Genomic DNA, 13,733 nt, shown 5'->3' with positions numbered 1-13,733 from the left:
AAGCGCCCTGCTTCCGGTCCGAACTGACGAATGCGAGGCCTGCCGATCGCCCCGTCCGGACGGCGGGTCCTGCTGTAGGAATAGCCGCAGGAGCAGGTAAAATGACCGTGCAGCTTTCCGCGATCACGGACCAGCCTTTGCCTGGTCACGACTGGTTTCTCGAAATGCTCCGCCAGCGGGTTGAGACAGAGCCACGGCGGCGGCCCGAACGGCCTTTCGACCTCCGGAACTTGCTCCAACGCAGTTTGAAGTACGAGATGCTGCGCCGGCGGCGCCAGCTTGCGTCTGTTGCGCAGCAGGTCCGTCACCCAGTTCGGGCCCTCGTCAGTGCCGAGCGACAGCCCCGGTATCATCTCGAGCGTCTCGCCCCAGTAGTCGCTCACGAGCTGCTGTATTCGCGAAGCTCGCAAGTGCTGCGTGCCTCTCAGCAGGCCGCGATCGGCGAGCATATGCCGGTAGTGCTGGTATTGTCCGGCCGGCCCATTCGGTTCCGGTGGCGCATCGAGAAGAGCCCGGCTCAGACGCGCTAGCTCGACCAGTTTCGGTGGCGGTGGTTTGCCGTTAGAACGGCATGACAGATCTCCGCTTTGCATTTCGGCAGCCTCGTCCGGAGACATCAACGAATGCCGTTTCCGCGGGTTCAGCTCGGCCGAGGATCTGTACAGCCACGTCCCGTGTTCGGCACAGACGAGAACGCCCGGTAGCTGCTGCCAGCGCAGCCACCACGCCTCGCCGGCCCGGTCCAGCACATCGGCGACGCAGTCCCGGCAGAATTGCAGGCTCCCGGGCATCGGCACCGGAAACGTGGACAGGCCAAGCGTGAACTGCAGCGAGGCGCCCTGCCCCTTCATCTGCCGCAGCGCCCTCTCCCGAACCGTCTGGCTCGCGAACGCGGTGTGATAGCCATAGGTCGTGGTCGAATGGATCAGCTGGTCGAGCTGCTCGTCGGGCCAACCAAAGCGCTCGGCAACAGCTGCAAGATCGCAGGGTAGGTGACACAGGGCCACGAACTGCCGCCTGCCGGCAATCGCCCGCGCGAAGCTCGCGTAAGGAGGTCTGCCCAGATAGCGGTGCAACCGCACGAGCATGCTGTAGAAGGTCTCGCCAGGATAGGGCTCGGGCAACCAGTCCATCGCTCAAGCTTCCGGCCAGATGCCGGTCAGCCCGGCTCCGCGTATAGCCTCGAGCGGCGTCAGGCCTCGCCCGGCCGCTTCTGCAACAAGCTTCCTGAGATCGCGATCCTCGAGGATGGCGGGGTCGAAAGCCACCTCGTCCTTGCGCTTCGATTTCCTGCCCCTGATGAGCTTCCGGACGTGCTCGAAGAACCCCAGCGGGTCCTGCCGAGCGTCGTGGCCCTGCGCGCGGACCTTGTCGATCAGTTGCAGGATCAGGTCGTCGCCCAGACCTTCCGTCTGCAACTTCGACCAGATCAGCTGGTAATGGTCGCCCTCACGCACCGCGATCTTCGGCGAAACGGCGCCGCCGGTATCCGCCGCACCCGGCTTCTTAGCTGTCATTGGTACGAAGCCGTAGGACATCCGATAAGCAGGGTCCTTCAACTGCTCTTCGCTGAGGTCGTGCTCGAACGCGTCGATCGCGGCCTCGAGGTTCTTAGGCAGCCCTGAGGCCTTCTTGAGAGCGGAGCGCTGTTCGGCACCAAAGGAGACGAACTGAAGCGCTATCGGCAGGCGCTTCTCAATACCATACTGCGCACCGAATTCCTTTTTGAGTAGCTCGTTGAAGTTCAGCGCGCACGACTGGAGTTTTGCGCCCAGAGCGTCGTCGATGCGGCTAGTAGAGCGGTGCTCAATCTCGTGCCTGATCTCGAGCAGGAACCGTAGATTATCGGCTGCGCCGCCCTTCGCAGGACACCTGCCCTGCTTGAGACAGTGACCGAGTTCCCAGTACTTGTCTGCGCCCTCCTTGGTTTTCTGTCCGGGATACCGGTAATCGATGCCTTCACGCTTGAACCAGGCATGCAGAAGGTAAGTCCAAGCGATGACCGCGGTTACAATGAAGAGTTCAGCCCGGAAAGTTAGGCCCGCACTGTTAAACGTTTGGACCGCAGCGATCATAGCTTCACGCGCTTTGATCAGGAGTTCATCACCACGAGCGCTGAGGCCAGTTTCATGGTCAATGTCGGGCCAAGTCGCGAGGAAGGCGTCCAGATCTTCGGCGCTCGCGGACTTGATCGCTTTGTGCTTCGCTTCTTTGCGGATCTCACTGATCAGCCGATGGTTCACTGAGCGCGTTGGGCGGGTGAAATAGGCAAGGATGTCCTGGTCATTTGTGAACGGATCCCCACGGGCGATCATGGCCTTGACGATCGCGACTTCCCACTTCTCCAGGGTGTTCCCTCGACGCCGCTTTACCTTCTTGGGTTTGTCTTCGTCGCCAGCCATCCCGCACCTCCCACAAGGTTTATATGACGGCCCGAGCGTCTAATGAACTGCTGAAGCAATCCAGCATCAAGGCCAGACCGAGTAGGCCAATCTCGACGATCAGTGGGAACTGGTAATCCCGTTCGCAGCGGCCAAGGCAGGTGCGATCGGATCTTCGTACGCACACGTTCGGCGATGGAAATGTCGCTTGCACGAATATTGCCTTGGCGGCGATCCGCAATCTCTACCAGATGGGCTGCGTCTCCAGGGCGATGTCCCTGCTGAGCCCTCGGCCGATACTAAGGAAGCGGTTCCAAAGCGAGATTGGGTCTAACAGCTATGTGAGCTGCACCCCGATCTTGGAATCAGTGCCCTCACCTCATTCGAGCACGTGCACTCTTGCGAGGTAGAAACATGGTGATAGTTTCGTCGGTCAGCGTGAAAATCGTGTCTGATCAGATCACCCGCACGCGGTAAACGTCCACTGGGGGTCGCCGACTTGCGAACGCGCTAGGACGATAGGGGCAGAATGATCATTGAACGAATTCAGATTGAGGAGGGATTCCTCAACGGCTTTGACGTCTGTCTGAGGCCCGGCCTGAACGTTGTTATCGGTGCGCGCGGCACCGGCAAGACGACCCTGATCGAGCTCATTCGTTTTTGTCTCGGCGTGGAAGGCTACACATCGGAGACCACGAAGCGAAGCCGCGAGCACGCGCTTTCGGTATTGGGATCCGGCCAGGTCACCTTGACTCTGATAGAGGATGGTCGCCGGATCACCGTTTCGCGATCAGCGAACGACCCTGCCCCGCGGTCTTCTGGCCCATTCCTCCCGCCGATCGTGCTGTCGCAGACTGAGATTGAAACCGTCGGCCTCCAATCCGGCGGACGGCTACGATTGCTCGATGGCTTTATTGGAGACCAGAGGTCCACTCTCGCAGCGGAGACTGAAGCGGTTACTTCGGTCCGTTCGCTCACGTCTGAAGCAAACAGCATTCGGGCGGACATCGAACAACTGGATCAGCAGCTGGCGGAACTCCCGTCGATCCTCGAGCAGATCGACCAGGTCGCGCCGCAGGAGCTGCAGTTGGCAGCCCTATCGGCTGATACGAACGCCAAGACTGGCCAACTTAGTGCGCTGAGCGCTACGATCTCGGCGAAAAGCGTCGCGTCCGTGGCGATCCAACGTTTCAGCCAAGGTGTAGAACGGTGGCGCGCTTCGATAGGCGGTGGTGTCGGAATGAGCAGCGAGGCTTGGCCCGCTGGCGCCGGCGGCGATCCTCTCGGCGAACTGCGTACGCGTGTCGGAAGAGCGCATGAATACATCAATTATGCCCTGCAGGAGCTTGCCGCCGTCGCGTCTGCCAGCGCCGCTATGGCGAGCCAGATTGAGGCTGAAAAGGTAGGCTTAGAAGATCAGGCGAGGAACCTTCGCCGCGAAGTTGAGGCGCTTCAGACGGGCGCGGGAGAGATTGTCCGCCGCGGACAGTTGTTGCGTGAGCGCAAGGCACAATTGGAATCGCTTCAGGCTGTCAGACAGGCACTGATAGCAAACCTTCAGACTGTCATTGAGCGCCGCAACCAAGCGCTAGACTCGCTCGAAACGATGCGCAACTCTCGGTTTGAGGCCAGGACCCAAGCTGCGTTCCATCTCAATCAAGTGCTGGGGCCACGTATCCGCATTGGGGTCATGCGGGGCGGTCAGTCGGAAGCATTCGCGAGCGCATTAACCGAGGCGCTTCGCGGCAGCGGCTTACGGTATAACGATCTAGTGTCTGCGCTGACGCCACGGATCAGCCCGCGCGAATTGCTAGAGGCGGTCGACAACGACGACTTCGATCTGATCGCCACCCGAGGATCGATGACCATCGATCGGGCTGCGAAAGTTGTCGTTGCTCTAAAGGATGCGGATCTGGGCAGCATAGCGACTGTGCCGGTCGACGATTATGTGACCCTGTCCCTAATGGATGGCCCAGATCATAAGGACATTGGCGAGCTGTCGACTGGCCAGCGCTGCACTGTGATCCTCCCATTGGTGTTGCGCCACATGGAGCGGCTGCTGATCGTGGATCAGCCTGAGGACCACATCGATAATGCCTTCATTGCCGACACCCTGATTAAGTCGATCCTCGCCCGCCCGGCAAATGGCCAGATGCTGTTCTCGACCCACAACGCGAACATCCCGGTCCTTGGTGCGGCTGACTTTGTTATTCAGCTCAGTTCCGACGGGCGTCGTGGGTTCCCAATCGCAGCCGGAGCACTGGCAGACCCCCCGGTCGTTCACGCTATCACGTCGGTCATGGAGGGCGGTGCGGCCGCCTTCCGTCAGCGCGCGACATTCTACGGTTCGCAGGGTCTGACGTGAATCGCGACGAGGCTCTGCGCAACTTGACCGCATCATCCGCGCATCTTCGCGGCCAAGCAGCGCGAACCCTTGGTGATGTCGGACACGCAAGCGATCTTCCGCGTCTCCGGAGGGCTCAACGCGAAGAGTCGGTCACCTACGTAAACTACGCGTTGCAGGAGACCATCCGGCGGCTGGCGCACGAGCAGACGCCAGCGCCATCATCGGATGAAGCAGATGTCGTGTCGGACGATGTGCGAAAACAGATCTACGGCAAAGCCATGGAATGGATCACGGGCTTCCTACTCCATGAGATTTCATCACCGATCGGGCTCGTTCGGTTGGCCAGCAGGCGCGAACTCGGTGATCGCTGGGACGAATCTGAAACGAAACGTCATTTGGAATCGGTCACGCGCGTGTTCGAGGCGATCGAACTGTTGAAGAATGCGGCAGGTGTGCCGCGACCCCAGGAGTTCGACTTGTCCGCGCTCGTGGACGAGTTACTCGATGAATATAAGCCTGAGGTTCGTGAATGGATTTCCACGATCGGAGCCCGGCCTTTCCTCATCAAGAGTGACCCATCCCTTGTGCGGATGGTCGTAGTGAACGGGATTCGCAACGCCATAGAGGCGCAGCAGGGCGCCTCAGCGCAACCAAACCCGCATGATGTAACCATCAGCTGGGGCGACACGGATGTCGATTATTGGTTCGCCGTGGTGGATCACGGCGGCGGGATCAATGGCCCGATCGAGACCGCTTTCGAAATCGGCAATTCGACGAAGAAGGATCATATCGGCTTCGGGTTGGCCATAGCCAGGCAAGCGGTGGAAACGATGATCGGCTCGCTTAGCCTAGAACCGGCCAAGGATGGTGGCGCTCTCTACACCGCTCGGTGGCGCAAATGACAGCGCATATCCTGGTCGTTGAGGATGACGAAGAGTTCGTATCCGAGTTGAAGAAGATCATCGCAGGCGTAGACGGACCGACGCTGCCGACGTTCGTGACCAATCGCGACGACGCTGTGGCCAAGCTCGACAGCGAATTCTTCGATTTCGCGATCCTAGACCTAAAGATTCCAACCGCCCGAGGTTCGCTTGACCTAGATCCCGAGCACGGCAAATACGTGTTCTATCATGCCCGCACGGTGTCGCCGGGCACGAAGATTCTTGTGCTTACAGGTTCTCCTTCGGAGGATTTTATCGCGCCGCTTATAGAGCAAAAACACGACGCGGATATTTGGGGGGAAGGTGCCAAGGTCCACACTGTTGAGTTTTTGAAGAAATATCAGATTGATCAGGCGCCGGAAAAGATCAACCGCGTCGTCGCCGCGATTCGAGCTTTGTCCGACATCGAGCTGTTGTGAGACAATAAAGTTCTTCCATTCTTGCACGCAAATCTGCGGCTCTCAGCCGACCTTCTGACAAAATAGTTCTTCCATTTCGTCTTCTCAATGAGGCCACAGCGGCAATCCAACTCCTGCTACAGCCAATTTGAGACAATAAAGTTCTTCCATTTTCCGTGTGGCGATAAGCGTCGTTTTTATATAACGTTCATATACTTGCTTGCGCTCTCTCACAAGGTGAGCGCTCGCAAAGCCGGCTTCTGCTCCCCCTCTGAACTATGAGAACGAGCAAGAGAGACCCAGCATCCAAATCCGGGCCTGTTGCGTCTTCTCTCTGGCCTATAGACGGTCCTGCAAACTCTTTATCGCGGGATCCGCGACAGCCGCCGCCACCACATCCGCGATTGAACTCTCGATGATTGGCCGCTCGTCCGGCTCGAACTAGTCTTTATCACTTGTCGCCAAGGCAGGGCTCATCGAACTCACCGACGATGATCAGGCGGTGATGTTCGGCATGCCGGTCGAAGCAGTGGCCAACCTCCGCAGCGAGAACGGCGAGCAAGCGATGCTGCAAATGGCTGTAGCTGTAGCTGTGGCTGTGGCTGTCGCGGGGGCGCGGCAAGCGGGCGTTCGGCTAGTCCCAGCGATTAGATTGGCGAATGCTGATGCGCTGCCAGCTTCCAACCCTGCTCCCGGCGCACGTAAGTCGAGCCGATCAGAGCAGAGTATGGCTCGCCGTCGGCGCGCGTGACGTCGGCGCGGTAGCTGATGATGACCACATCACCGGATACTTGAAGAAACTGACGATCCGAGATCCTGAGGTCCCGCCACCTGTTCGAAGGTGTTGCCGTCGCCGCGACATCTTTGCGCGAGTGAACGCCGTGCATCTCGCCTGCCTGCGGGAAGACTAGCAGGCATTGCTCATCGACGTGCGCGAGAAAGTGCTCTTCGCCCCCGAGCCAGAACCCTTCTTCGACGGTATAGAGAATGTCCTTAAGCGCCACCGCTGTTCCTCCGTTATGCATGACGAGAACACATGCGTCAGGGCGCTCGTTCCGAGGGAGCACCACTGCCGCGAAGACAGATGAAGCTCTCGCTCTCACGTGATGTTCTGTCAGCGATGCAAACAAGCTCATGCTCAATAGCCTTGTGCATTTTTCAGAGGACCGCGCTGCCAGTAATGCGCGCCGTTAAGCGTTTGCTCGATACAAGGCGGGCACTATGCGCGCCTTCGGTTGTAGATGTTGGACAGGCCGCACCAAGGACCAGGGAGCTATGAATGCCTGAAGAGAACGAACTGAACGCCGTCGAGCTTGCGACCGAGATCACGATTGCCTGGCTCGGCAATCAGAACAACCAGGTCTCAGCAGACGAAGTCCCGGCATTCCTGCGGTCAATCCACCGGACGGTGACCGAGCTTGCCAGCGGGGCGGGAACATCCGGCGACGAACAGAAAACGGAAGAGTTCACGCCCGCCGTCTCGGTGCGCAAATCCCTCGCTTCCAAAGACCACATCATCTCGATGATAGACGGCAAGCCGTACAAGACGCTGCGCCGGCATCTGTCGACGCATGGCCTCACCCCTGAGGAGTATCGGCAGCGCTACAACCTTAAGCCCGATTATCCGATGGTGGCGGAGAGCTACTCGGCCAAGCGCAGCGAAATGGCGAAGAAGATCGGCCTCGGCCAGAAGGGGCGTGCCGCCAAGTCTGCGACTACGTTTAGCTCGGCAAAGAGGCGCGGAGGCACGGCCAAGACCGCGTAAGCACTCATCGCTAAACCGATCTCAACACTCCCGTGGCGCCGAAGCGCCACGGGGGCCCCGCGTCAGCGGTACTCCGGGGGCTCAGCTGGACCCTCGGCTAGCATGGGACAAAGCCGATATCATCCTTGTCAAGAAGCGCTACAGCGCCTTCTTTCGCACCGGTCTAGATGAAGTGCTCGATCGCCATGGTATTGGCGAGCTCGTTTTAGCCGGGGCGAACACCCACGCTTGCGTGCGCACCTCTGCAATCGACGCGTACCGGCGCGATCTGAGAGTGATCCTGGCGAGCGATTGCCTGAGCAGCTACGACGAAGGACATGCGGCCGATTCCCTCCGCTACATCGCGGGCAATATCGGACGAGTTCTGACGAATGACGAAATCCGGCAGCACCTTAGCTGCCGGTCATCTAACGTTTAGGCTTGGGGTCTTCTGACCGTGATGGCGATCCAGGGGCCTTGGCCGCCTTCATACCCGCCGCCGATGTAGTCCGCGACCGAAACTAGCTCCCAAGGTCCAGACGCGGCGTAGGCGTCGATCAGCGCCCTTCGATCGGGATAATTGAAGTAGCGGCCGAAAGTATCGCGCCCCGGAATGCCGCCGCCCTTGTAGCTGGCGAAATGCAGGCCGCCGGGTTTCAGCGCGGCGAAGACAAGCTTGAGGACATCGTTGAGCCTGGGAAGCGGAACATGAAGCAGGCTGGCGCTGGCCCACACGGCGTCATAGGCGCTTATCTCGGAAAGTTCGTCGAACCGCATCGTCGTTACAGGTCGGCCGAGCCGTTCCTCGGCTTTGGCTGCCATCGCCGGTGATCCATCGGTTGGATGAACGTCGAAGCCGTGTAGAAGCATGGCCTCGGCGTCCCTCCCGCCGCCACACCCCAGCTCGAGGACGCGGGCTCCTTCGGGAAGCGCTCGGATAAAATCGTCGAGCCATCGGCTGACACCGCCTTTGCCGCTCGCCACATAGTCGGGCGCTTCGATGTCATAGAAGTCCAGCGTTGCCGGATCAGAGTATCTGGCGTGATCAACGGGCCGCGGCATGGCGTTCTGTCTAGCGCGCCTGTGATCGCGATCAATGGCCGTATCGTTTGCCCTCGAGCGAACTCTTCAACAGTCATAGATCATGCCGGTCTCAAGCGGTGCTTCCTATTGTATGCGTGATGCTCTGATTTGAGGGCACGCCGCTGCTGCACGCCTGGTGGCAGAAAAATCGAGGGCAATATGGATTGGTCTTCAAGCTTCGCGAAACAGGCCTGCGCATTGGCGCTCAAGCTGCTTCTCCTCACCGCCCTCTCCGGTTGCTCCGAAGATGGCAAGGCAGTCATAGATCCACGAGAATCTCCAAAAGTCGATGTTCAGGGTTCCCACCCAGCGATCGATCCCAAACTGGCTGACAAATTTCGGGATCTAGCTCCCGCAGATTGGGCGCTCCGCGAAACGCATGAAGCAGCGGCGCTATACGATGTGCGACTTGCGAGCAGCTCTGGTGGCAAACCCATCGTGGTCCGCGGAGCTGTCCTGCTTGATGGCCGCTTCGAGCGATACCTGAGTCCGATGACCTTCTCCCCTTCCGTTATTGCCAGGGAGCGAGAGGAATTCGGGGCTGTCCCTGAGGAATATCCGAAGGTCGATGGATTCCAGGCGGTCGTCGACTCGAACTCGCTGGGTTTCGACGCGAACCGCGGTATCCACAGACGATCCATCAAATACTTCAACCGCGATCAGGGCGTATTCTGTCGCGGGACAAGCCCCGGCTTTCTGAAGTGCCTCTGGGGCAATCCACAAGCCCGGCTGGTCCTCGATTTCCATTCAGATCATGCGGTGGCCGCTCTGGAATACCTCAAGCAGAATGTATTCGCCGAGTAGCAAATGACTCGAGGCGTGGCATGGTCCCGCTTTTGCGCCGGTTGCTATCTAGCAGGTGCTGGAACTTGGAATCTAAGACGCTGACGTTCAGCGGCGTTCGCGATTCGGCGAGTCCCGCCGACGAAGCGGACGCTCTGTTGCCCAGTTCGCCTCGTCGAAAACCGACCCTACGTTACGCAGAAACATCGGGGACTGGTATGAGGATGTCCGAGACAAGCTTAGCACAAGTTGGGTGAGAATGGGTGAATTCGCTTTTCTACAATCGCGAGAAAAAGCGGACAGAACTTGTGCGACACTCAACGGAAGCCGCTATCCATCCGCATGCCAAAACTCGCGCGCCTCGGCTGGCATTTTCCCCAAAGCGGCGCTGTGAGGTGGTCCCGCCTTCTTGGACAGGTTGGCGGCGAAGTTAAGCTAATCCCGGATGTGATTATGCCGCCAGTCTGGTCATCAGATCATGGGGGGCATGCCCCCCATGATCTGAAGCATCGATCCGTCCATAGGCCTCTGCCGGGGTTTGCCCCGCTAGACCCGAGTGCGGTCGCTGCGTGTTGTAGTAGGTGATCCAACGAGCAAGGCCAGTGCGCAGCTCCGAACCGGTCTCGAAGGCGTGGAGATAAACGCATTCATATTTGAGAGATCGCCACAGCCGCTCGATGAACACGTTGTCCATCCAGCGGCCTCGGCCGTCCATGCTGATCCGCACCTCGGCATCCCGCAGCACGCTGGTGAAGGCTAGCGAAGTGAACTGACTACCCTGATCCGTATTGAAGATCTCGGGACGACCGAAGCGCGCCAGCGCTTCCTCCAAAGCCGCCACGCAGAAGCCCGCATCCATCGTGTTCGACAGGCGCCAGGCCAAGACCTTGCGGGTCGCCCAGTCCATCACCGCGACCAGGTACAGGAACCCTCGGCGCATCGGGATGTAGGTCACATCCGCACACCACACATGGTTCGGCCGCACTATCTCCAGCTTGCGCAGCAGATACGGATAAATCCGATGCTGCGGATGCGGATCACTCGTGCGCGGTCGCTGGTAGATCGGCGACAGGCCCATCTTGCCCATCAGCCGCCGCACACGTCGTCGGCCAACATCATAGCCGCCTCGGCGCAGGTGCCGGACCATCTGCCGGCTGCCATACCACGGCATGTCGAGGAACGCCGCGTCGATCACCCGCATCAGCGCCAGCGTCTCCTCACTCTCCGGCACCGGTGCATAGTAGTAGGACGACCGGCTGATCGAGAGCAGCCGGCATTGCGCCGCGATCGACAGGCGTTGGTGAGCAGGTTCGATCATCGATCGCCTCCGTGCCACGCTCATCGACCGGAGGCTCTGGCTAAAAAATCGCGCTCCACGACCAACTGACCGATCTTCGCGTGAAGCTTCTCGACTTCGGCCTCGCTGGCCGCCCGGGCCGCATCACTTGCCCCCGAGAACGTGCCTGCCATCCCTTCGACCGCCTGCCGCTTCCACGCCGCGATCATCGTATGGTGGATGCCATGCTTCGCTGCCAGCTCCGCCAGCGTCAGGTCACCCCGGATCGCTTCCAGCGCCACCTTTGCCTTGAACTCCGCGCTGTAGCGCTTCCTCGTCTTCTTCATTTCCCGTCCAATCCTCAGGTCGGGATTAGCTTAGCACCCTGTCCAAATTTCCGGGACCACCTCAAGCCGCTGATTCAGTGTTCTTCGTAATCAGGAGATTTGCTGATGATGGGCGAGCGGACGGTGATGCAGGAGGCGCTGTTTTACAGCTTCCGCATTGAGGATCATGTGCCGCAGGATCACTTACTGCGCTCGGTTGACCGGTTCGTCGATCTGACGGAGATCCGAGAGCACCTGAAGCCGTTCTACAGCTCGACTGGGCGACCTTCGGTTGATCCTGAACTGATGATCCGGATGCTCCTCATTGGCTATTGCATGGGTATCCGCTCGGAACGCCGCTTGTGCGAGGAGGTGCACCTCAACCTTGCCTATCGCTGGTTCTGCCGGCTCGATCTCGAGGGGTCGGTGCCCGATCACTCCACCTTCTCCAAGAACCGGCACGGCCGGTTCCGTGACAGCGACCTGCTGCGCAAGCTGTTCGAGATGACCGTCGAGCGCTGCATGGCCGAGGGACTGGTGGGAGCAGAAGGCTTCGCTGTCGATGCGAGCCTGATCCGCGCCGATGTTCACCGCCAGCGTTCGGTTCCGAGGGAAGAAGGTCTCCCGCCCGAAGCTGCCGGTCGTGCAGTCGCTGAGTATCTCGAGGTGCTTGATGATGCAGCCTTTGGCGGAGCCACGCCTGTCGAGCCGAAGCGGATCAACCTCACCGATCCAGCTGCGCGCTGGACTGCGGCGACGCGCGAGGCGGCCTTCTACTCCTACTCCACCAACTATCTGATCGACCTTGATCACGCGGTGATCGTCGATGTGGAGGCGACGACATCGGTGCGGCAGGCTGAGGTGCTTGCGCAGCGAAGGATGATCGAGCGAACACAGGAACGCTTCGGCTTGTGGCCCGAGAAGCTCGTGGCCGACACTGCTTATGGCTCGGCGCCGAACCTTGCATGGCTGGTCGAGGACAAGGGTATCGAACCCCACATTCCCGTGTTCGACAAGTCTGCACGCAGCGACGGCACTCTTGCGCGATCCGACTTTACCTATGACGCCGAGGACGACAGTTACCTCTGCCCTGGCGGCAAGCGGCTGAGACCATCCAACCGCAACTTCAAGACACCGCGGCCGCTGGCCAATGCCGATGGCTTCATCCGCTACCGTGCGAGCCAGAAGGACTGTCAGGCATGCAATCTCAAGCAGCGCTGCGCACCCCGCACGGCGACCCGCAAGATCGTGCGCTCGGTCCACGAAGGCGCACGCGACCTGGCACGCGATATCTCCAAAAGTGACGCCTATCTCGTCTCACGTCGCCAGCGAAAGAAGGTCGAAATGCTCTTTGCGCACCTCAAGCGGATCCTGAAGCTGGACCGCTTGCGTCTGCGCGGTCCCAACGGAGCAAAAGATGAGTTCCACCTCGCCGCCGCAGCCCAGAACCTCCGAAAACTGGCCAAGATGCGGTCCATCCCGGGCCTCGCCACCGCCTGAGAGAGGCAGCGACCTCACTCGCCCTCGATCCAGAACCTTCCCGCGCAGCCATCGGTGACTTTTTCAACGGAATACACCCGGTTGTTGACGTTCCGCAAGGCGGACCAGGGGATTAGCGATCTTATGATTTTCAGATACGAGTTCGAATTGCAGATCCTCCATAACCAGATCCTGCTGAGGAGAACATCTGGACATGCGGCGATAGATCGGAAAGCGCTCTACAAGTTTTCGAACGCGGACCTCTTGATCGCGGATCAGACGCACTTGGAAGAGGAGCTAAAGCATGCCTTCAAGGAGGCGGCTTCAGGTCTTAGATTACTTCCATTTTCGCGCCTTACGGTCGTGATAACAACAGTCTCGCAGCCCTTAGCCCCGGTTGAGCGGGTTGCCCTGCATGCGGCAATCAGGAATTTGGGCGCCGGGAAGATAATCGACAAGGCTACGCCCGAACCAGTCTATCGAAAGCTCAATTGACCGCAAGGGCCGCATCCCATGCAATTTCGGCACTAGGTGAAGGTCGCAACGCCAGCTGCCGGTCCGCTTTCAGGCGCTCACGGATAAAGCTCGAGGGTCCGAGACTGGGGCGCGTGGCTGCCGCTGGATGCACCTCAGCCACGCCATCAACCGATGACTATCTCATCATCCTTGTACGGCTCAAAGCCCCAATCGGCCGCGTTCGGAGCCATGTAGATGCCGCCGCCAGCGTCATCGAGCAAACGACGCAGGGTCAGCAGGTCATCCAGCGCGCCGCTCATTACAAGCCTCATCGGCGCGCGACCGCCAAACACCGGAGCGTTATGCGGCTGAGCCAACCAGCAGATGCGCTAGTCTTCCTCGGCGAACAGCACGCAAAGCGCGGCATAAATACCGAGCGTTGCGGAAATCCGGGTCAGCACATCGGCGCTGAGGATAGCTGTGTCAGTTCACGACTCCAAGTGCGTGGAAAAGTGCTGC

At 59.6% G+C, this 13,733-nt stretch carries 15 protein-coding genes; 8 read left to right on the top strand and 7 right to left on the bottom strand.

Annotated features, from left to right (window positions below):
- Positions 1–1,133 (bottom strand): TnsD family Tn7-like transposition protein (locus tag D2V04_RS03855; protein WP_147391763.1); only part of this gene is annotated, 1,133 nt, incomplete at its 3' end.
- A gap of 3 nt (positions 1,134–1,136) precedes the next feature.
- Positions 1,137–2,402, bottom strand: coding sequence for a DUF3644 domain-containing protein (locus D2V04_RS03850; protein WP_119511988.1), 1,266 nt, complete (start codon positions 2,400–2,402; stop codon positions 1,137–1,139).
- A 508-nt stretch (positions 2,403–2,910) separates the two neighbouring features.
- On the opposite strand from D2V04_RS03850, the gene D2V04_RS03845 reads away from it, so the two are divergent.
- Genes D2V04_RS03845 through D2V04_RS03835 form a run of 3 tightly spaced genes read left to right on the top strand, consistent with a single transcriptional unit; the run spans position 2,911 to position 6,088 of the window.
- The gene (locus D2V04_RS03845; protein ID WP_119511987.1) at positions 2,911–4,746 is read left to right on the top strand and encodes an AAA family ATPase; all 1,836 of its coding nucleotides are present in this window, start codon (positions 2,911–2,913) and stop codon (positions 4,744–4,746) included.
- Complete coding sequence (locus D2V04_RS03840) at positions 4,743–5,630, top strand: sensor histidine kinase (RefSeq protein WP_119511986.1); 888 nt, start codon at positions 4,743–4,745, stop codon at positions 5,628–5,630. Before D2V04_RS03845 ends, D2V04_RS03840 begins: the two co-directional genes overlap by 4 nt.
- Complete coding sequence (locus tag D2V04_RS03835) at positions 5,627–6,088, top strand: response regulator (RefSeq protein ID WP_228766244.1); 462 nt, start codon at positions 5,627–5,629, stop codon at positions 6,086–6,088. The genes D2V04_RS03840 and D2V04_RS03835 overlap by 4 nt, the downstream gene beginning before the upstream one ends.
- Positions 6,089–6,518: 430 nt before the next feature.
- Here the strand turns inward: D2V04_RS03835 and D2V04_RS17860 are convergent, their stop codons facing one another.
- Positions 6,519–6,689: a hypothetical protein gene (locus tag D2V04_RS17860; protein ID WP_182849648.1), complete on the bottom strand. Its 171-nt coding sequence runs from the start codon at positions 6,687–6,689 to the stop codon at positions 6,519–6,521.
- A 25-nt stretch (positions 6,690–6,714) separates the two neighbouring features.
- Positions 6,715–7,071, bottom strand: a complete 357-nt coding sequence (locus D2V04_RS03830; protein WP_119511985.1) for a DUF4440 domain-containing protein — start codon at positions 7,069–7,071, stop codon at positions 6,715–6,717.
- Between the two features lie 275 nt (positions 7,072–7,346).
- Here D2V04_RS03830 and D2V04_RS03825 point away from each other — a divergent pair, with 275 nt between their 5' ends.
- On the top strand, positions 7,347–7,832 hold the full coding sequence (locus D2V04_RS03825; protein ID WP_119511984.1) for a MucR family transcriptional regulator: 486 nt from the start codon (positions 7,347–7,349) through the stop codon (positions 7,830–7,832).
- A complete protein-coding gene (locus tag D2V04_RS18400; RefSeq protein WP_119511983.1) occupies positions 7,765–8,250 on the top strand; it encodes a cysteine hydrolase family protein in 486 nt (161 codons plus the stop codon). The genes D2V04_RS03825 and D2V04_RS18400 overlap by 68 nt, the downstream gene beginning before the upstream one ends.
- Here the strand turns inward: D2V04_RS18400 and D2V04_RS03815 are convergent.
- Entirely contained in the window at positions 8,247–8,873 is a 627-nt protein-coding gene (locus D2V04_RS03815; RefSeq protein WP_119511982.1) for a class I SAM-dependent methyltransferase, read from the bottom strand. The two genes, D2V04_RS18400 and D2V04_RS03815, sit on opposite strands and share 4 nt — an antisense overlap.
- Positions 8,874–9,053: 180 nt before the next feature.
- Between D2V04_RS03815 and D2V04_RS17720 the strand changes: the two genes are divergently transcribed.
- Complete coding sequence (locus D2V04_RS17720; RefSeq protein WP_147391762.1) at positions 9,054–9,698, top strand: hypothetical protein; 645 nt, start codon at positions 9,054–9,056, stop codon at positions 9,696–9,698.
- Between the two features lie 430 nt (positions 9,699–10,128).
- On the opposite strand, the gene D2V04_RS03805 is transcribed toward D2V04_RS17720, so the two are convergent.
- Positions 10,129–11,300, bottom strand: a protein-coding gene (locus tag D2V04_RS03805; RefSeq protein WP_119511980.1) for an IS3 family transposase whose coding sequence is annotated in 2 segments (ribosomal slippage) — positions 10,129–11,036 and positions 11,036–11,300 — 1,173 coding nt in all. Because the reading frame shifts where the segments join, the coding sequence is not laid out codon by codon here.
- 105 nt (positions 11,301–11,405) lie between these two features.
- On the opposite strand from D2V04_RS03805, the gene D2V04_RS03800 reads away from it, so the two are divergent.
- Together D2V04_RS03800 and D2V04_RS03795 are read left to right on the top strand one after the other, a co-directional pair.
- A complete protein-coding gene (locus D2V04_RS03800; protein WP_119511979.1) occupies positions 11,406–12,779 on the top strand; it encodes a transposase in 1,374 nt (457 codons plus the stop codon).
- Between the two features lie 54 nt (positions 12,780–12,833).
- Positions 12,834–13,253 carry a hypothetical protein gene (locus D2V04_RS03795; RefSeq protein ID WP_147391761.1) on the top strand — a complete coding sequence of 140 codons (420 nt, stop codon included), beginning with the start codon at positions 12,834–12,836 and terminating at the stop codon, positions 13,251–13,253.
- Positions 13,254–13,399: 146 nt separating this feature from the next.
- On the opposite strand, the gene D2V04_RS18280 is transcribed toward D2V04_RS03795, so the two are convergent.
- The gene (locus tag D2V04_RS18280) at positions 13,400–13,534 is read right to left on the bottom strand and encodes a hypothetical protein (RefSeq protein ID WP_267463446.1); all 135 of its coding nucleotides are present in this window, start codon (positions 13,532–13,534) and stop codon (positions 13,400–13,402) included.
- Positions 13,535–13,733 lie beyond the last annotated feature (199 nt).

The sequence above is a fragment of the Pelagerythrobacter aerophilus genome (assembly GCF_003581645.1).
GTDB lineage: Bacteria > Pseudomonadota > Alphaproteobacteria > Sphingomonadales > Sphingomonadaceae > Pelagerythrobacter > Pelagerythrobacter aerophilus.
Note: the sequence above shows the minus strand (reverse complement) of the source record. Positions and strands in the feature narration are given on the sequence as shown.

Bases quoted from the DNA above. Each gene is read 5' to 3' on its own strand.
- D2V04_RS03850 (WP_119511988.1), bottom strand. From the start codon at position 2,402: ATGGCTGGCGACGAAGACAAACCCAAGAAGGTAAAGCGGCGTCGAGGG.
- D2V04_RS03845 (WP_119511987.1), top strand. From the start codon at position 2,911: ATGATCATTGAACGAATTCAGATTGAGGAGGGATTCCTCAACGGCTTT.
- D2V04_RS03835 (WP_228766244.1), top strand. From the start codon at position 5,627: ATGACAGCGCATATCCTGGTCGTTGAGGATGACGAAGAGTTCGTATCC.
- D2V04_RS03825 (WP_119511984.1), top strand. From the start codon at position 7,347: ATGCCTGAAGAGAACGAACTGAACGCCGTCGAGCTTGCGACCGAGATC.
- D2V04_RS03815 (WP_119511982.1), bottom strand. From the start codon at position 8,873: ATGCCGCGGCCCGTTGATCACGCCAGATACTCTGATCCGGCAACGCTG.
- D2V04_RS17720 (WP_147391762.1), top strand. From the start codon at position 9,054: ATGGATTGGTCTTCAAGCTTCGCGAAACAGGCCTGCGCATTGGCGCTC.
- D2V04_RS03800 (WP_119511979.1), top strand. From the start codon at position 11,406: ATGATGGGCGAGCGGACGGTGATGCAGGAGGCGCTGTTTTACAGCTTC.
- D2V04_RS18280 (WP_267463446.1), bottom strand. From the start codon at position 13,534: ATGAGCGGCGCGCTGGATGACCTGCTGACCCTGCGTCGTTTGCTCGAT.